The following is an 18,083-nucleotide window of genomic DNA, read 5'->3' on the forward strand; positions in this document are numbered from 1 at the left end:
CCCCTTGGTGGGTTTCTGTATTCAACCATCAGTTTTTCCACCCCGGCAGAAACTCATAGGACCTGGTCAAGGCGTATGTAGTCTTCAAAAAATGAAAACCCCAGACTCGTATGCTGACAGAAGGCCCAGCCTTCAACGGGATCTATCTATTTCTTAGCTACTGCCCAAGGAACCCTGTCCATCTTTCCGGTTTGGGGATCTTGATCAGTAGGACTCCTATAAAAACCATGATAGTCAATCCTCCGCAGCACTACCAAGAGTAGATAATGGCGAATTAGCTCCCATGCTTCAATCCATGCCCTGGCGGAATGTTTTACTTTATTTCGTGATGGATGAATCACACCTTGCCTCATCCAAGCAATAACGCTTGGCCCGAGGACTCCTTGGCAATTTTCGTGATTCGAAACTTCCTTTAGCTGTTCAAACTGATCAGTTATCTCATTCGGTATCTCCATGGCATCCAAAAGTTCTTCAATCTTTAGCCCTGCCCCTCTTCTTTCGAAATCTCCAGGCTTAAATTTTTTTTCTTCCTCCACGAATTTCTCATACGCAAGCATCTCTAGTGCTGATTGCGCGATTGATGTCGCAATCTCAACTGGATGAGGATTATTCGCTGCCATGCTGTACTGAACTGCGCGAATCAGAACTTCACGTTCGAACTCATCTCCCCAGAGCTTCGCAAAACATGCGAAAAGCTCTTGCAGTGAACTGCTATTAAATGTGTCGATTGCCGGTATTGTTGCGCGCCATTCAGAAATCTCTGGAACGCGGAAGTCGCGCCACACAATTTCGCCATCCAGATATCCCGTTGCCAGCATTGGAGAAATATATCGGCCAACCCCGAAGCTCAGGCAGTACTTCAGTAGTTGCAGAGCCCGGGTCACTTCCCCATCCTCCATGGCATACCCGTCTGAACGTGACAGGTAACCGACGTGAGTCACAACATACCTCCCCTCCTTTTTGATCTTTTTCTCCTGAATGTTCAAATCACGCCGAGCTTCAAGAGTGACCTCCCAGTCGCCTCCGTGAAGCTCAATTTTTCCCTTCCAGGCACCTTTCCCATCCGTCAGGGGCGACCCGTAAACATTGAGCATGTTGGGAACAAAGAATTGTACTTTTTCAACGCCAGCCTCAGACCCTTCAACCACGCTTCCCATGTGGCCAATACTGTGGACTACAAAAGTATCATTGGTCCGTTCTTTCTGTTCTTGCGTACGCGAGAAGTCAGCTTGATCTGGAATCTTCACCTTGAAGTCATCTTCATAGAAGATCCGCCCGGCCTCAACCTGATCACAGAAGACTTCATATTCAACTTGGGGGAACGGGAACCACGTCCAGCGCAGGACGCCTTCCCCAGAGTAGGATTCTCCCTCTCTGATTACATCAAGGGGGCCGACATATAGGGGAATGTCTTCGCCTGCCCCGACAATGGGATAGTCACCATCTGACATGCTGGGATACTTGCTGAAGTCCATGTTCCCCATCATCACCTAGATCCATCCAGATCACAAGGACATCCAAGCAAGGAGGTCTAGGAAGGAGTAAAAATCCAGCCATGGGAAGATCCTACTAATTTCTCCAGACTCGTATTCACATAGAAAACCCAACCCCGGCGGGGTCTGAGAAGTTTTCTAATAGGTGTTACCCCAGGTTTGCAACGGGGCCTTATAAGATATCTCCCCTCGGCCTGCGCATTGACTCTCTCCTCGGGCTTTATATCTCTGCCTGAGGCTGACATCTTCTGCCTCTTCTCTCAGAGAGACCACAGCCAAGAACAGCACATATGAAAAGCCCTTGAGCGTGTGGTGTTCTTCTTGGACCTTGTTGCTTACCTGCATGGACAGGGCTTCTTGTGCCTGTTCTTCTCCTCAGGAGTGAACACGGATAGATGGTCCTGTGAGAAGCCACGTCAGCGCGTAGCAGCACTCAAGGACACAAGGTCAACACGTGTGCAGGTCTGGAAGCTGTGGACTCGTCAGGAGTCAGTGAGGGCAGCGACAGGAAAGGTCAGCACGTGTTCAGCACAAGCACAGGAGAGGCAGCACGCAGAGGGCACGCTGTACACACAGGGGCCTTACTAGAGGGGCCTTGCTGGCAACGCTGACCACTGTCCACCTGAGAGGGCCTGAGAGCCACAGAGAGGGCCTGACAGTGAGGGGGCCTTATCAAGGGGGCACCCAACAGGGGCGAGTCGTCCGGGATGACCTGTTGAGGTGACTGTCCCCGGACATGACAGAGGCCCTGCCCCAGTGATGCGGGACAAGACCTCTCTTCCGGGGTGCAACCGGGTTGCAACTCTTCCGGGGTGCAACCGGGTTGCAACCCAACCCGACAGAGCCCGATTCAACCGGTATGAACGGGGATTGACCTCCCCCGGTAACGCCTGCTCATACGCGGTCTCACCTGCTCTTACTCTCCTTCGTGCTCTGGAAGCGCGTGGGGGTTCAAGTCCCCCCTCGGACACCAACGAGGGCCCTGTTCGCAGGGCCTTTTCGTTGCCCGGATCGCAGGGGTCGATCCAGGGCGAGGGACGCGCCGATCCTCATCATCGAGGAACCGGCCGCCCCGGGGCCCGAAGCGGCGGCCGGCGCCGACGCGCCCACCCCGCCCCGGCCCTGGAGACGTCACCGGCTCCCCGAGGACGCGCTTCGCCTCTGACGAGGGTGTCCCGAGGTGTGGTGCCACCTCTTCGCGGTCAGGGGGAGAAGCTCTCGTTCTCCTGCTGGAACGAAGCCAGGACACCGTTGACCTCGTCGGGGAGCCCCTGGGACGGCGACCTGGGGGTCGGCACCTGGAGCGGAATGAGCTGTGAGGGCTGCGGGCGCTGGGAGGGGCCGCTGTGCACCATGTGTTCGATGTGGTCGGGGTAGCCGGTGAATCCCTGCGATTCGTGCCATGGGTACCACGCGCCCCGCGTGGTCAGCGGGTCGAACCCCCACTTGGCGATCCTTGCCGCGGTCTCGTTCTCCACGATCGGATCGGCCATCGCCGCTCGCTGTCTGACCTTGCGCATGACGAAGAACGTGATCCCCAGCCCGGCGAACAGCACCAGTGGTACGGCTCGTTGGACGATCGGTCCGGAGGGGTTGGGGTTGATGGCCTCGCAGTCGGCCTCGCTCATGATGAAGTTGTCGGGGTCGTCGAGGATCTCAAGGCATTCCGCGTAGGTGAATCGGTCGTTGTCCGCGGCCTGCGAGAGGGACTCCGAAAGCGCCCCGTTCATGATCTGGAAGAGCATCATGAGCGCGAACAAGCCGGAAAGGGCGAAACTGATGAGGAAAGCGACCTTGAGTCCGGTCTGCCGCAATCGCGCAGGATGACTCGCGAAACGCTGCCTCTCGTCAGGGGGGGTCTCGTCCTGTGCTCGCCTGATCGCATCCGCCCACACGGCGTTCCAGACCCGTTCGCGGTTGCGCAGGAAAGGTATGAGGACAGCGGCACGTCGCTGCCAGTCGACGAACGCCGCACCCTCCGGCGTCTGCCGCCACATCGAGAACTCATGCCGGGCGGTCTGTTCGGCTATGGCCTGCTGAAGCGCATGCTGCTCTCGTTGGAGTGCGAATTGTTGCTCCTGCGTCCTCGCCATTCGCGCGGTGTTCGCGGCGGTGATGCCGTTGAAGACCATGCTGGCACCACTGGTGAAGGCGATTCCCTTCAAAAGACTCGTGTTCTGGGCCGCTGACCGGGCGGCGTTCGCGGACGATCGATCGATATTTCTCAGGTGCTCCGCGCTTTTCGCGGTCGAGTTATCGATGTTCCGCAGATGATCTTTGGGAGATTCGAACATGCCGCCATCTATTCTTTCTGCTCATACGTGGAAGGGATTCTGACATGGAGTCGCCAATGACGCAGAGCGGCGATCGCTCCTCGACCGACCGGGAATCATAACCCACCAATCGACGACAAGCGTAGCGAAAAAGCTGGTTCGCTATCATTCCCGGGCATCGCCTCGGCTTCGACGATCATGGCGACGAGTCCCACCGGCGGGGAGACCTCATCGAGCCGCCTCACGACGAAGACCCCGCCCTGGAAATTCCCGGGCAGGACCCACCCCCTGAAGTGCGGCAACGGTGCGGCCGGGTTTCCGGCGAACCCGAAAGACCCCGCTTCAACCCGTACGAAACGGTGGGACGGACCTCTCTCTCCCTGGTCACGGCATTGTTCATCTGCGCTTTTCCTCTCCCCCGACCTCAAGGACCAGGGGGTTCGAGCCCTCCTTGAACACCGGACACCGAAGGTCCCCGGGTCGCCGACCTGGGGACCTCGCGTTGTACCGACCCGCACGGCCACGGCACGCAGAACGTCACCGCAGATCCGGACCCGGGGCCTTCGACTCCCACTCGGACACGAACCGCTCCCCCGCCGCGCGGCCACGCGGAGCATGTGCGGCGGATCGCCTCCATCACACCCGACACGGAACACGTCAACCCGTACCGGTTGTCGTAGAACACGCGTTGGGGCTCGCCGACCACTACGGCGTCGAACCCGCGGACCGGGCCCTCCAAAGCCTCCAACAGACGTGCCGACTCCGGTCTCCGCTGCCACGCCACGGCCCGGCTCCGGCCGATGTCGAAGAACTCCGCGACGATCTCGCCTCGACCCTCCACCGGTTGCCGCGCCCGTCTCCACTGCCACTGCCATGACGCCGCAGGATCTTGTAGGTCTTCCGTCAGCACCCGCCCCAGCAAGGCGAAACGGATCATGGGAGCCTTCCGAACAGCGCGATCACACTCCGCGCCGGCCTCCAACCGCTTCACGACGCGGATCACACGAGAGCATGTCCAGCAATGCTGCACCGTATAGCGCAAGTGGTAGCTTCGCAGTACATCTCAAAACTTGTTACTGCGATATGTAGCGTTTGGGCTATACGATGCAGTCATGTCGCGCTCAACAACGATGGCTTCACTGGCCGACCTCGCAGAAGAGCAGTGGGGGCTGTTCACCCGCCGCCAGGCCGAGGCCACAGGGATGGCCTGGAGCACCCTCGCCCGCCATGCCTCGGACGCGGCCACCGTGGAACGCGTGGCCCACGGCGTCTACCGGCTGAGAGGCGGCCCACCACCGGAGCATCTGGAACTGCGTGCCGCATGGCTGCAACTCTCCCCGGACACACCGGCCTGGGAACGCCCACCGGAAGAAGGCGTCGTCTCCCACCGCTCAGCCGCCGCGCTCTACGGGCTCGGGCACCTTCCCGCCGACGTCCACGAGTTCACACTGCCCGAACGCAGACAATCCCGGCGCCCGGACCTGCGACTGCACCGAGGCCGCCTCCCGGACACCGACTGGACCTCTCTTGACGGTCTGCCGTTGACCCGGCCACGGCGCATCGTCTCGGACCTGCTGTCCGCCCGCGAGGACCCGGGAGCGGTGGGGCATATCGCGGCGGACGCTCTACGCGCCGGTGACGACGACCCCGCATCGGTGGCCCGTGCACTGTCCGGACACGCGGGGCGGTTCGGCCTGCGTCGCGGAGACGGACCCGCCCTGCTCCGCTGGCTCCTCGACCTGGCCGCCGCTCCCGAACGCGAACACTGGCTCAAGCAGATCTCCGAAACGAAAACCGAGACCTTCTCGTCATGACGCTGCCCTACAAGACCCCGGCGGCCTTCCGCCGTGCTCTGACCGACCGTCTCCGTTCGCAGGCGCACCCCCACGGTCCATGGCCGCTGTCGGAGTTGCAGCGTCAGTTCGCCTACGACCGACTGCTCGCCCGGCTCTACCTGGTCGACAACGACTGGATCGTCAAAGGGGCGACCGCGCTGCTGGCCCGAGAACTAGCGGTACGCCGAACCGTCGACATCGACATCTACCGGAACACCGGGCGCGAGGCGGCGGAGCACGACCTGCGGGCAGCGTCCGCGCAAGACCTCGGGGACTGGTTCCGCTTCGAGACGGGACGGTCCACGCCCATCTCCGACGGTGCCAACGGTGTACGTGTGCCCGTCACCTCCCGATTGGGAACCACCGTGTGGACGAAGTTCCACGTGGACGTCGTCGCCGAGAATATCCGCATGACCGGGATCGCCGAGGACGTCCCGCCCCTTCCACCCCTCGACGTCCCCGGCCTGGAACGCTCCGGGTACCGCGTCTACCCTCTGGTCGATCACATCGCCGACAAGACCTGCGCCATCCTGGAACGGCACGGCCCGGAGCAACGCCCTTCCACCCGCTTCAAAGACCTCGTCGACCTGGTCTCCGTCGTCAGCCGGACGCCCCTGCCTGCTGATGAACAGCGCCATGCCCTGTACTCCGAAGCCGAACGCAGGGGCCTGGCACTCCCCCGCAGGTTCTCCGTCCCGGACCGCGGCTTGTGGGAGCCCGGCTACGCCGCAGAGGCGGGACGTGCCCTGGCACTGCCGGCCGGCGCCCTGGACCAGGCGCTCGCACTCACCGAGCCCTTCCTCGACCCGCTGCTGAACCGGACCGCTGCCGGGACCTGGAACCCTCACACGACCTCGTGGGAGTCTTCGACATAGCGAGCCCGGAGTACGGAGACACCACGCGTTTCTCATAGGGGACCAAGAAGGCTTCCCAGCGCACGCTAAGTAGCGGTATCGCTCTCGACTTCTTGATCGTGAACACTCAACTCGCATCTGTTCGCTTCGCTCCCGAGGTTGAGCAGGGTGTGATCGAACCGCCTTTGGCGACCCCACTGGCTGATCAACCTGCCCCACCGAGGCTTACGGCCGAAGGCTGTCGCAATCTGGTCGCCCGTGGGCGGTGACCCGTGCTTCTTCCGGTGATCCAGGGCCCATCGCCATGCGTGTACCTGGTTTTCAGGCGGCGCAGGGTGACTCGGTTCGCCCCCATCGAGTGTTCCGACATGCCGTTCGCGGACGACGTACAGCCCTGTCCCCTCCGCCTGCCCTCGGGCTTCGGGAACCGGGGAGGCGTCTTCGGGGTGCGTACGCTGCGCGCGGCCGTGCGGAACTCGCTCATGAGCAGTGCGTACGCACCGATCAGAGCGAAGCTCGGCCAGGCGTGGATGATCCGCGACCACACCGTGGGGCCGGCCACCGCGACGTTGGCTGCCCATGAGGCAGCGGACCCGATGATCAGCAGACTCCAGGGCGGCAGGCCTCCCTTGCGGCCCTGGCGGGCGTCGCTCAGCAGGGTCAGGGACGCGCCGATCCTCACCGTCGAGGAACCGGCCCCCCGGGGCCCGGAGGGGCGGCCGAAAAACCTCCGTTGCCCCGTCGTGGTCATTCTGCCCCGGGGCGGTGCCACCGAGGACACCGCGATCGACCTGGGCCCCGCCGACCGGCTCACCCCCGCTCCCGCGCGGAGGGCGGTTCGGCGGCCGTCCGGCGCCGCTGCCAGGGCCACCGGTTCTCCAGCTCGGCCTCCAGCGAGAAGCTGAGGAACGTGCGGATCAGGACGATCCCGGCCAGCACGCCGACACTGCCGAAGGTCGGCTCGATGGCGACCGTGCGGATGATGTCCCCGGCCACCAGGAACTCCAGGCCCAGCAGGATGGCCCGGCCCAAACCCTGCCGGTAGGGACGGTAGACCTCGGCGAAGGGTACGCGGCGGACGAGCCGGTGGAAGAACACGGCGGTCGCCGCGACCATACCGACGACGATCACCGCGACACCGGCCACCTCGATCGCCGTTCCCACGGCCTCGACCGCCTCGACGGTGTCCATGGTCTCCCCCTGTCCTCGCGGGTGGATCGTTCACTCCCCGTGCCCGGGGCCCCCGCCGGCGAACCCCCGGCGGGCCCGGGGGCGTCATCCGGCCCCGGTGCGCGGGTGTTCCACGCCCCGGGGTCGTCACCCGGCCCCGGCCGGACCGCGCCGGTGTCCGCACCCGCTGGAATACTCCCCGTATGCCCCACCCTCTTCCCTCCCTTCCGGAACACGCCTCCCGATCGACGCTCTACCTCGACTGGGTCCGCCTCAACGACCCGGCCAACGCGCAGGCCGCAGCCGAGTTCTTCGAGAAGCTGCCTCGGTCCTCCCGCGAGCTCGCCGGAGACCTGGAGTGGATCGAGTCCCGGTCCTCACGGGCCGGCCTGCCCCTCGACCACCTGCCCTGGCTCTGGGACACCATCGGCCACCGGCTGGCCCCCGGTCACTCCAGGAAGGCGGGGGCGGCCTACTCCGCGGCCCGGGACGCCGAGGCGCGGCACCGGCTTCCGGTGTCCGTGGTGCACGCGGTCGAGAACCCGCTGCTGTTCGCCCGGCACGGCGCACTGCCCGCCAAGGAGGTGCGCCTCCACTGGGACCGGCTGACCGATCTGTTGCCCGCCGAGGAGGCGTACGGGGAGTTCCTGACCTTCCTGGAGGCCTGGGCCCGGGGCTCCGCGAACCTACCCGCCGACCTGGTCACCCGGCTGCGGTCGGCGGCCGCGCACGCCGGGCACGGCCCCGACGAGGTCGGCCGGCGGCTGGGGCGGCTCCTCACCGTGCGCGCTCCGGGGGCCCGGGCCTCCGACAAACTGCTGGACGCCGCCGCGAAGGTGTTCGCGAAGCACCCGCCGGAGGAGGCCGACCGGGCGGCCCTGGTGAACCTGTTCCCGGAGGCGACGACCGACGGCGGTGCCTGGCTGCGGCTGCTGGACTCCCTGGGGCTGCTCGACGACCTGGTGGACGGCGAGGCCGTGCCCGAAGGCGGGTACACGGCCTGGCTGTCCTCCTTCCCCCGCACGTACTCCCAGGTCGTGGACGGCCGGTACCTGAAGATCCAGCCGATGGCCCCGGAACTGCACGCGCTGCTCCCCCGCCTCGCCGAGCGGATCGCGGCCGAGGGGACCGAGGTCGCCGTGGACCCGGGGCGGTACCGCCCCCTCCTGGACCTGGCGTTCCTCGACGCCTGTCTGGCCGCCGGGATACGGGTGGCCGATCCCGCCCCGAAGGCCGAGACTCGCTCCTGGGGGTGGCGCCCCGGACCGTCCTCGGCCCTGGCCGCCGACCCCCGGTTCGTCCGCCACACCTCGGCGACGGACCCGACTCCGCCGGGACCGAAGGGGACCGCCCCGGACCACGCGTCGGACTGGGCCGACGTCCCGGGTCTGCCGGCGGAGGCCGCGAAGCGCATGGACACCCTGGTCCGGGCCCTCACCTCGGGCACCCCGGGGGCCGGTGAGGAGGCGATGGACGCCGTCGAGGGGACGCTCGACCACACCGCGACCGTGGCGCTCGCCCGAGCCGGGCGCCTCCCCGACGGACCGGACCCGGCCGTGCCCCTGGCCCGGGCGCTGCGGTTCGGTGTCCCCGCGGAGTACACCTGGCCCGCGTTCGAGGAGGTGGTCGCGGAGTTCGCCGCCCGGGGCGAGGCCGTCACCGGTATGAGCTCCACCTGGCCGGTGCTCACCGTCTACGGGCGCTCGACCGCCGTCGCGGTCGACCCCCGGGGCGGGACGGCGCGGGCGTCGTACGCCATCCCCGAGGGCGTGGCACGGTACGCGGTCCACCGCGTGGGCGACGACTTCCTCGTCACGTGGAACGCGGACGGTTGGCGGAACCACCGGGCCTTCTGGTGCTCGGACCCCGACCGGGTCCTCGCCGACACGGGCTTCGACGCGAGCTGTTACTCCGGTCACTCCGACCGGCCGGCCCTCGGCTACACCTTCGGCGACGACCGCGGCCGCCACGACACGGACCGCCTCACCCTCCCCGGCGACGCCTCGGGGGTGGGGTCGTCGCCGGACCTGCTGAGCGACGGCACCACCCTCTGGCGGGTCCTCTCCGACGACGACCCGGGCGGAGGACCCTTCGAGGAACTCGACCCGGCCGACGGGACGCCCACCGGCCGGTACTCCCGACCGTCCTTCCTTCCCGCCGGGGACCGCTCCTGGGTCCTCGACCGGTCGACCCTGGCACCGCTGCCGGAGGGGATGGCGGACTCCCCCCTCGGCGCGGCCGACGGACTCACGGGCTTTCGCGTGTACTCCGAGGGGGACGGCGAGGACCGGCGGACGGTCGTCGAGGGCGTCGACGGTCGCAGGTGCGCCACCCGCGACGATCTCGGCCACGCCCCTTGGGGCGTCATCCGCATGCCCGGCGGGGACCACGGCCTCCTCATGGAGCGGCGGCGCACGCACCTCCGCGTCACCCGATGCCAGGCCGCCGAGGACGACGGCCCGTGGTGGGAGGTGTACTCCCACCTCAAGAGCGAGTCCGGGGACCCGGAGGGCGCGGGCGACCGCATGCTCTATCCCCCGCCGGCGTTCTGGCACTTCCTGGTCCCGCGCGACCCGGAGGGGTCGCGGGCGCTGCGGAAGGCCGACACCGATCCGGCCCGGGAGCTGATCCGGGCGGCCCGGTCCGCCGGGGACGACGGCGTCCGCCGGACCGCCGTCCGCGAGGCCCTCGCCCGGGTGCTGCCCGAGGTCACCGACGATCGCCTCATCGACGGCCCGGGCGGGCTCGTCGAACTCGTCCTGCGCGCGGCCGACCTGGAGGGGCGCCGCGCCGCGCTGTCGCGGCTCATCTCCACCGTGGAGGTGGAGAAGCTGGTGCCGCCCGCCCGGACCTCCGATGACGCCCTGCGGTCGGCGCTGGAGGGCCTGCTCCCGCCCGGTTTCCCGGAAGGGGGCGCCCCCGCCGCGCTGACCGCCGTCGCGGCCGACGGCGCCTTCCTGCGCGGGGACATCACGGAGGCGACCCGACGGGTCTCCCCGCCCGTGCCCTCCCGGCACTGGGGATTCCTGCTGGACCGGATCGACGCCGCCCTGTGGCGGCTGGCCGTCACCTCCTCGGAGGAGGCGCGCGGGGCGCTCACCGAACTCCTGCGCGTCTGGGCCGACCGTCCCTTCGCCGAGCGGGGCACCCGCTGGCGCAGGGGTCTGGCCCCGGGCCGCGCGCTCGCGCCGCTGTGCGAGCGGGGCGGCACCGTCGTCACCGGGAGCCGGAAGGTGACGCGCCGCACCGCCCGTCCGGGGCCCGCCCCCTCCCCGGGAGAGCCGCTGCGACCCGGAGGGCTGTACCACTTCGTCCAAGAGGCCGGGGAGCCGGTGCCGGAGGGCGCGACCGAGACGGACACGGTGTCCGTGGACCTCGACCAGTCCGCGCGTGTCCGGCGCCTCCTGGAACTCCTCGGCGGGCGGGGGCCGGTCCGGGCCGGGGAGCGGGCCGTGCGCGCGTTCATCGACCGGACCGGGGCCCCGGAGCCCCTCGCAGCGCTGGTGTTGAACGGCCGCCTCGGGCTCCCCGGCGCGAAGCCGGGCGGCACCGTGCGCAAGCACCTCGCCGAGGAGTACGAGAAGGCGGTCCGGGCCCTGGGCCCGGACGGCCTGAACCGACTCCTGGGCGCGGCCGTCCCCGAGGACCCGGCCGACCTGTGGGAGCCGGACGGGGACGTGCGCGCCGCCGAGCGGGCGGCCCGGGTGTGGGCGGAGCTGGTCGGGGTGCGCGCCGTGCTGGACGAGGAGGCCGTCTCCCTGCTCGACAAGGAGCTCAAGCTGGGCCGGGAGTGGGCGGAGACGCTCATGGACCCGTCCTCCTCCGACTTCTGCACCGTCGACATGGATCGTGTCATCGCCGAGGACACGTACAACACCCCCGCCCTGTTCTCGGCGTCCGGGGACGGGCGGCCGGGCGGCCGGGTCTTCCACTACGACCCGATCACCCGCTACCCGTACCGCGTGGCGACCTCGCTCGTGGCGTGGCCGTCCGCCCGGCTGCCGGTGGGCCACCCGTGCGCCGCGGGGGTGCCGGAGCTGTACCGGCGGTTGGTCGACCGGTTGCGGGCCCCCGGGTTCCTGCTCCCGGTGGGCTCCCTCTTCCGGGTCGACGACGTGCTTCCGCTGCTGGAGGCGACCGGGTACGAGCGGTTCCCCTGCGCGCCGCACGAATCCCATGACCCCGAACGCGGGACGGCCGAGGTGTACGGCGGGCCGTTGCTGGTCATGCCGGACCGCGGCAGGGGAAGGGAGCGCCTCTACGTCCGCACCGCCGGGTTCTTCGAGTCCGGCGTGTACGAGACGACGGAGAAGGCCCTGTCCTCCCGGGCCTTCGAGAGGCCCGAGGACAAGGACGGGCTGGCCCTGGAGCTGCGCGGCCTCAAGGAGATCTGCGACGGGTCGCTGGGGCGGCTGGTGGAACGGACCGGGAACACCCCGGTCCCGGTCGGCGGATACGAGGCCGACCCGCGACTGAGCGTTCCGGAGCTGGTGGAGGAGGTCGCCGCGGACCTGGGCGCCGACGCCGACGCCGCGGCGCTGTACCTCCAGCTGATCACCCTGTCCCGGCCCACCGACCAGAACGTGCGCCGGTGGAACGGCTGGTCGTCCGCGCGGCACAAGAAGGCGGTCGCGCGGCTGTTGGAGACGGGCGCGGTGGAGCAGGGCAAGCGGCCTCGGGCCGGGCGGACCCTGTTCGCGCTCGACGGATGGGTGGCGCCCAAGGCACCGGACCTGCCGTTGGAGGCGGCCAAGCTGGAGACCCACTTCGCGGTGCTCACCGACAAGAAGGTGCTCGTCTCCCCCACCTCCGCCCAGCTCCCCCTCGCCCCGTCGCACGAGATGTTCGAGGCGGCGTGGCGGGCCCGGGGGTCCGACGGCTGAACGGTCGGCGGTGGTGTGCGGGTCGTCTCGCACACCACCGGGCCTCAGGGGCGGCGGGCGGGGATCCGGCCCAGCACCGCCTTCTGCAACGCCTCCAACGGACCGAGTCGGAACCGGCGCAGCCACAGGGTGGAACCGATCAGGAGCAGTGCGGAGACCGCCGCCCACAGCCCCATCACCCACCACGGCCCGGTGTCGGCGAAGCGGGCGGCCAGGCCGAGGCCGATGCCGTAGCAGGCGAGCACGCAGATGAGGTTCTGCGCCACGTAACCCGTCATCGCCACGCGCCCCAGGGAGGACAGGGAGACGATCCCCCACCCGGCCGGGTCCGCCCGGTCCACCAGCCACCCGATCGCGCCGACCAGACCCAGGGCGACGACGGGGGCCGCGACATAGCGCTCCACGAAGAACCACTCGGGTCCGGCCAGCGCGGTGGCGAGGTTCAACGGGACGCCCACTCCGATCCCCCAGGCGAGCAGGCGGTCGCGCAGCCGCCGCCCGGTCTCACCGGCTTCGAAGGCGCCGGCCCGGAACAGGCGCACCCCCAGCAGGAACATGAACACCATGAACGCGAACGTGATGATCGGTTCGGAGCGCATCGCGAGCGCGTTGTCGAAACGGAACGCGATCTGTTCGAGGTAGGTGCCGTGTGCGTACAGGTCGACGACCTCGGTCGGGACCCCGCCGTCGGCCGACTGCTCGCCCGGCTGCGGCAGGTACGCCAACGCGACCGTGAGCAGGCCGATCACGGCCAGGTGCAGGGCGGCCGAGCACCACATCACCGCGTCCCGGACCCGTGGTGAGCGGTTGAGCAGCCAGGCCACCACGAGGGAGGTGACGGCGTAGCCCATGAGGACGTCGGCGGCGAACACCAGGGTGAAGTGCACCAGGCCCTCGACGAACAGGAACAGCGCCCGCCACGTGTAGGGGCCGGGCCGGCGTTCGCCCCTCCGCTCCGCGGACCGGAACCGGATGGCCAGGCCCACTCCGAAGAGGAGCGTGAGCAGCGCCAGGAACTTGCCGTTGGAGAACAGCAACAGGACGCCCTGGGTGACGGTGCCCGGGGAGGGGTCGGCCAGCGCGGCGGCCAACGGGCTCAGCTCCTCGCCGAACAGCATGTTGGCCTCACCGCCGGGCGCGGTGAACAGCCACACGTTGGTGGCCAGGGTGCCCAGGATCGCGACACCGCGCAGGACGTCGAGCAGGGGCAGACGCCGGGAGGGGGTGACCGGGGGCTCGGAGGCGGGGGCGCTCGGGGCCGCGGAGGGTTCGGGCACACCGGTGGCATCGGGCGGGGAGGTCATGATCACCGTCTTCGGAGTCGGGGGTCCAAGGGGTTCGGGGGTTCAGGGGCTCTCGCGCCCCGCGAAGAGCCGGTCGAGGTGGGTGGTGAGGGCGGCGCGAATCGTCTCCGCGTCGAAGGCCTCACCGGTGACGAGGTGATGCAGGGTCAGTCCGTCGACGCACGCGACGAGGGCGCGCGCCTCGGCCCGGGGGTCGCGGTCTTCGGGGAGTTCACCCTGGTCGATCGCCATCTCCAGCGCCTCGGAGAGGGCGTCGAGGAGGGCGCCGGTGGCCTCCCCGTGCATGCGCGCCATCTCCGGGTCGGCCAGGGTGGCGGGCAGGAATTCGAGCCAGACGGTGAGCTCGCGGACCCGCTCCTCGTCGAGGGGCAGCAGGGTCTCGGTGGCCCGGTCCAGCCAGTCGCGCACCGAGGTGACGGGCTCCGGGCCGGCGGAGACCTCGCGCAGGCGCTGTTCCGCGCGGTGGTACATGTGCTCCACGCCGAAGCGCAGCAGTTGCGCCTTGGAACGGAAGTAGCGCTGGACCAGTCCGACGGACACCCCCGCACGGTCGGCGACGTCGGCGAGGGTGGTCCGGGCCAGCCCTCGTTCCCCCACCGTCGCCATGAGGGCCTCGGCGACCTGGTGCCGCCGCCGTTCGTGATCAGCCGTCCGTGCCATGAAAAAATAATACGGAAATATTTTTATGAGGGCGGGCGGAGGCGCGGCCGGATCCGGCCACACCGGGGAGGTCCCTCAGTCCTGCCCCATCAACCCGTCGAGCATCGGACCGAACTCCTCGTCCGAGGTGTACAGGGACACCGACCGCTCCTCGTGGTCGATCTCGACTCCCACCGGGCGCAGGTCGGGCACCCCGTCCTCGGCCCGCGCGGCCGAATCCGGGTGCCACCAGAACAGCTGGGCGCTGATCGGCCGGTCCGCGTCGGAGACGAACCGCTCGGCGAGCTCCTGGAGTCGGTCCATCGCCATGATCGGGTCGCCCTTGCCCAACGGGTTGGCCAGGATCACCTGCGGCACGGGGAAGGCGACGAGCGCGCCGTGGGGCGCCTCGCCCAGGTGACGGGACAGGACGTGGGCCTGGGCGGAGGTGTAGGGCTGGGCTCCGCCGATGTGGATGATCGCCACGCCGCCGAGTTCCACCTCGCTGACCTCGACCTCCTCGGCCACCGAGCGGGCGATCGCCTCCGTGTAGACCTGCTCCTCGGTGCGGCCCATGCGCTCCAGGGCGGAACGGTCGAGCGGCTGGACGCTCTCGGGGGTGTCGATGACGACGGTCTCGCGCAGTTCGGGAGCGAACTCACGGGAGAGCAGGGCGTCCCACACCTCCTCGGGGAAGGCGGTGGTCGGGTAGAGACGGACCCGCAACCGCGCCTCGGAGCTCTCGTCCTGGGGGACGATCCGCCGGATCTGGTCCGCGACGGCCTCCGCGAAGGGGCCGGCCTTGTCGAAGGCGTCATCGATCGGGACACCCTCGACGGTCGCCAGGTAGTCGCTGACGTCGCTGGTGACCCGCTGTCCGTCCGGCAGCGGCAGGCTCAGGACCTTCGGGGTCTCGAACCGGGCGTCGAGCCCCAACTGTCGGAGCACCGCGACGAGGGCGGCGCGCCCGTGATCGTCGGAACGGGGCGGGTAGTGGGTGCCCAGCGGGATGTCGCGTTCGCGGAAGGCCCGCATCATGGCCAGTGCGACCTGCTCGGCCATGTCCGGATACTGCTCGACCGGGTAGGAGCGGGCCTGCTCGACGGCGTCGGAGAAGTCCTTGGTGAAGGGCTCGGCGCCGGGGAGGTGGATCAGCACCAGGGTGGGCGACCGGCGCTCGGCGGTGATGTCCACCCGGGCGAACGCCTCCAGGATGAGTTCGACGATGTCGGGACGGGGACGATCAGGGGTCTGTGTCTCGGACATGCGCTGTGTGACTCCTCGTGAACCGGTGTGGTTCGGGGTATCGACGTGCTCTCGTGCCCGAGTCTGGACCATGGCCGACTCCGAACGCGTGAACCCCGTGCGCGCGCGGACGATGGGCGTGCTCTCATATCCGTTATGCCCTTCTCCCCCGCCACGGGCGAACCCCGGTGGAGCCGCCGCGCCTTCCTGGCGTTGGGCGGCGGCGCGCTGTTGTCCGCCTCGACGTCGTACCCCGACACGCCACCGGAGTGGGACGTGGCGGTGGTCGGGGCGGGGCCGGCCGGTCTGGCCGCCGCGCGCAATCTGTTCGATCACGGTCTGCGGGTGGTGGTGCTGGAGGCGCGCGACCGGGTGGGCGGGCAGGTGTTCACCGATCGGACCTTCGCACCCGTGCCGGTGGAGTCGGGCGCCGGTCTGATCCACGGGGCGGACGTGTCCACGTGGGAACTGGTGGAGGAGACGGGGGCGCGGACGGAGCGGATGCGCGCCGACTGGTCGGAAGCGCCGGCCATCGACGTGTCACGGGCTCCCCGGGGTGACGAGGACGCCGCGACGTACCTGCGCGGGCTGGGCGTGCCCGAGGAGGATTGGCCGCCGGTGGCCATCGACGGGGAGCCCTTGGAGCGGTGGAGCGCGCGGTGGATCCACGCCACCGGGGTGTTCGACTGGTGGAGCGCTCCTCGGGAGGACTTCCGGGTGGTGGACGGGTACGACCGGCTGTTGGAACCGCTGGCGGCGGGGCCGCGGATCATGCTGCGCAGCCCGGCCCGGATGATCCGACGCGGTCCGGCCGGGGTGGAGATCGGGGTGGCCGGGCGGAGCACGCCGGTGCGGGCGCGTCGGTGCGTGGTGGCGCTGCCCATCGGGGTGCTCCGCTCGGGGACGGTGCGGTTCGAGCCCGGCCTGCCCCCCGGACACCGGGAGGCCGTGGCCGCGTTGACGGCCACCGACGCGGTCAAGCTGCTGTACCGGTTCGACCGGCCGGTCATGCCCACCGACCGGGACAGCCTGGGCGGGGACGGCTTCGTGTTCTGGAGCGTGTCCCGGGAGCCGGAGGTGGTCACGGTGTGGACGGCCGGGGACGGTGCCCGCGACCTGCTCGCCCGGGAGCCGGCCGACCGGTTCGCCGAGGGGCTGCGGGCGTTGTCCGGAGCACTGGGCGGGCCACCGCCCGCGCCGGTGGGGCGCACCACCCACGACTGGACGGCCGACGTGTTCAGCCGGGGCGCCTACCTGCACGTTCCGCCGGGGGCGCACGACGCGCCCGCGACGCTGGCCGCGTCGGTGGACCGGACGCTGTTCTTCGCGGGCGAGGCGGTCACCGGGGAGAACACCGTGGACGGGGCCTACGACAGCGGGTACGCGGTCGGTGACGACCTCCTCGCCGACCTCTGATCCACCCCGGCCTGTGGACGACGTCCCTTCGACCGCGGTTCGTGGTGCAATTGTCCAGAGGCCGCGGGATCGTCTCCTCGTCCGAGGGTCCCCGGCGTCGACCAGAACACGACGAACACGAGGGGGGTGGTGCCCGATGACCGATCGCGCGTACGTGATCGCGGGCTCGGAGGCCACGGGGGGCGCCGGCATCCAGGCCGATCTGAGGGCCTTCCAGGAACTGGGCGTCTACGGCACGGGGACGATCACCTGCATCGTCTCCTTCGATCCGAAGGAGGGGTGGGGGCACCGTTTCGTGCCGATCGCCCCACAGGTCATCGCCGACCAGATCGAGGCGGCCACGGCCTGCCACGACCTCGACGTGGTGAAGATCGGGATGCTCGGCACGCCCGACACCATCGACGTGGTCGCCGAGGGCCTGCGGGCGCGGGAGTGGCGCCACGTGGTGCTGGACCCGGTACTGATCTGCAAGGGCCAGGAGCCGGGTGCGGCACTGGACACCGACAAGGCGCTCACCGAGAAGATCCTGCCGCTCGCGACGGTGATCACGCCCAACCACTTCGAGGCCATGACCCTGGCGGGGATGGAGACCATCGAGACCGTCGACGACCTCATCGAGGCGGCTCGGCGCATCCACGACCTGGGGCCCTCGCACGTGATCGCCAAGGGCGGCGTGGAGCTGCCCGGGACGGACGCGGTGGACGTGCACTTCGACGGCGAGGAGGTGACCGTGCTGCGCGCTCCCAAGATCGGCGAGGAGCGGGTGAGCGGCGCGGGGTGCACCTTCGCGGCGGCGATCACGGCGGAACTGGCCAAGGGCGCCGAGGTGGGCGCGGCCGCCGCGACCGCCAAGCGGATGGTCCGCGAGGGCATCGAGCACCGCCTCACCACCCACGCGCCCTTCGCCTCGATCACCACGCGCTCCCCAGGCGCCTGACCCGCACCGTCGGCCCCACCCCCCGGGCCGGCCG

Annotated in this window: 11 protein-coding genes; 5 read left to right on the forward strand and 6 right to left on the reverse strand. The window is 68.8% G+C overall.

Translation table 11 applies throughout. From position 1 onward, the window contains the following. Nucleotides 1-146: 146 nt before the first annotated feature. Complete coding sequence (locus PWG71_RS13910; protein ID WP_274810107.1) at nt 147-1,475, reverse strand: hypothetical protein; 1,329 nt, start codon at nt 1,473-1,475, stop codon at nt 147-149. A gap of 1,220 nt (nt 1,476-2,695) precedes the next feature. Next, a complete protein-coding gene (locus PWG71_RS13915) occupies nt 2,696-3,787 on the reverse strand; it encodes a hypothetical protein (protein ID WP_274810108.1) in 1,092 nt (363 codons plus the stop codon). Between the two features lie 1,091 nt (nt 3,788-4,878). On the opposite strand from PWG71_RS13915, the gene PWG71_RS13920 reads away from it, so the two are divergent. Further along, a complete protein-coding gene (locus PWG71_RS13920; RefSeq protein ID WP_274810109.1) occupies nt 4,879-5,580 on the forward strand; it encodes a type IV toxin-antitoxin system AbiEi family antitoxin domain-containing protein in 702 nt (233 codons plus the stop codon). Then, nucleotides 5,577-6,476, forward strand: a complete 900-nt coding sequence (locus PWG71_RS13925) for a nucleotidyl transferase AbiEii/AbiGii toxin family protein (RefSeq protein WP_274810110.1) — start codon at nt 5,577-5,579, stop codon at nt 6,474-6,476. Before PWG71_RS13920 ends, PWG71_RS13925 begins: the two co-directional genes overlap by 4 nt. 789 nt (nt 6,477-7,265) lie before the next feature. Here PWG71_RS13925 and PWG71_RS13930 read toward each other — a convergent pair. Next, nucleotides 7,266-7,646 carry a DUF1622 domain-containing protein gene (locus PWG71_RS13930; RefSeq protein ID WP_274810111.1) on the reverse strand — a complete coding sequence of 127 codons (381 nt, stop codon included), beginning with the start codon at nt 7,644-7,646 and terminating at the stop codon, nt 7,266-7,268. 182 nt (nt 7,647-7,828) lie between these two features. On the opposite strand from PWG71_RS13930, the gene PWG71_RS13935 reads away from it, so the two are divergent. Continuing rightward, nucleotides 7,829-12,508, forward strand: a complete 4,680-nt coding sequence (locus PWG71_RS13935) for a hypothetical protein (RefSeq protein ID WP_274810112.1) — start codon at nt 7,829-7,831, stop codon at nt 12,506-12,508. Between the two features lie 44 nt (nt 12,509-12,552). On the opposite strand, the gene PWG71_RS13940 is transcribed toward PWG71_RS13935, so the two are convergent. From PWG71_RS13940 to PWG71_RS13950, 3 genes are all read right to left on the reverse strand, one after another. After that, nucleotides 12,553-13,812, reverse strand: coding sequence for a DUF418 domain-containing protein (locus tag PWG71_RS13940; RefSeq protein WP_274810113.1), 1,260 nt, complete (start codon nt 13,810-13,812; stop codon nt 12,553-12,555). Nucleotides 13,813-13,854: 42 nt separating this feature from the next. Further along, nucleotides 13,855-14,472: a TetR/AcrR family transcriptional regulator gene (locus tag PWG71_RS13945; RefSeq protein WP_274810114.1), complete on the reverse strand. Its 618-nt coding sequence runs from the start codon at nt 14,470-14,472 to the stop codon at nt 13,855-13,857. A 75-nt stretch (nt 14,473-14,547) separates the two neighbouring features. Next, the gene (locus PWG71_RS13950; protein WP_274810115.1) at nt 14,548-15,717 is read right to left on the reverse strand and encodes a hypothetical protein; all 1,170 of its coding nucleotides are present in this window, start codon (nt 15,715-15,717) and stop codon (nt 14,548-14,550) included. 135 nt (nt 15,718-15,852) lie between these two features. On the opposite strand from PWG71_RS13950, the gene PWG71_RS13955 reads away from it, so the two are divergent. Together PWG71_RS13955 and thiD are read left to right on the forward strand one after the other, a co-directional pair. Continuing rightward, nucleotides 15,853-17,112 (forward strand): flavin monoamine oxidase family protein, encoded by a 1,260-nt coding sequence (locus PWG71_RS13955; RefSeq protein ID WP_274810116.1) that lies wholly within the window; start codon nt 15,853-15,855, stop codon nt 17,110-17,112. Between the two features lie 136 nt (nt 17,113-17,248). Next, nucleotides 17,249-18,049, forward strand: coding sequence for a bifunctional hydroxymethylpyrimidine kinase/phosphomethylpyrimidine kinase (gene thiD, locus PWG71_RS13960; RefSeq protein WP_274810117.1), 801 nt, complete (start codon nt 17,249-17,251; stop codon nt 18,047-18,049). The last annotated feature ends 34 nt before the right edge of the window (nt 18,050-18,083 follow it).

Origin of the sequence: Nocardiopsis sp. N85 (assembly GCF_028882275.1) — a bacterium.
Lineage (GTDB): Bacteria > Actinomycetota > Actinomycetes > Streptosporangiales > Streptosporangiaceae > Nocardiopsis > Nocardiopsis lambiniae.

Excerpts from the sequence above, each read along its gene's own strand:
- PWG71_RS13955 (WP_274810116.1), top strand. The coding sequence starts at position 15,853 with ATGCCCTTCTCCCCCGCCACGGGCGAACCCCGGTGGAGCCGCCGCGCC.
- PWG71_RS13945 (WP_274810114.1), bottom strand. The coding sequence starts at position 14,472 with ATGGCACGGACGGCTGATCACGAACGGCGGCGGCACCAGGTCGCCGAG.
- thiD (WP_274810117.1), top strand. The coding sequence starts at position 17,249 with ATGACCGATCGCGCGTACGTGATCGCGGGCTCGGAGGCCACGGGGGGC.
- PWG71_RS13920 (WP_274810109.1), top strand. The coding sequence starts at position 4,879 with ATGTCGCGCTCAACAACGATGGCTTCACTGGCCGACCTCGCAGAAGAG.
- PWG71_RS13940 (WP_274810113.1), bottom strand. The coding sequence starts at position 13,812 with ATGACCTCCCCGCCCGATGCCACCGGTGTGCCCGAACCCTCCGCGGCC.
- PWG71_RS13910 (WP_274810107.1), bottom strand. The coding sequence starts at position 1,475 with ATGGACTTCAGCAAGTATCCCAGCATGTCAGATGGTGACTATCCCATT.
- PWG71_RS13925 (WP_274810110.1), top strand. The coding sequence starts at position 5,577 with ATGACGCTGCCCTACAAGACCCCGGCGGCCTTCCGCCGTGCTCTGACC.
- PWG71_RS13935 (WP_274810112.1), top strand. The coding sequence starts at position 7,829 with ATGCCCCACCCTCTTCCCTCCCTTCCGGAACACGCCTCCCGATCGACG.
- PWG71_RS13930 (WP_274810111.1), bottom strand. The coding sequence starts at position 7,646 with ATGGACACCGTCGAGGCGGTCGAGGCCGTGGGAACGGCGATCGAGGTG.
- PWG71_RS13915 (WP_274810108.1), bottom strand. The coding sequence starts at position 3,787 with ATGTTCGAATCTCCCAAAGATCATCTGCGGAACATCGATAACTCGACC.
- PWG71_RS13950 (WP_274810115.1), bottom strand. The coding sequence starts at position 15,717 with ATGTCCGAGACACAGACCCCTGATCGTCCCCGTCCCGACATCGTCGAA.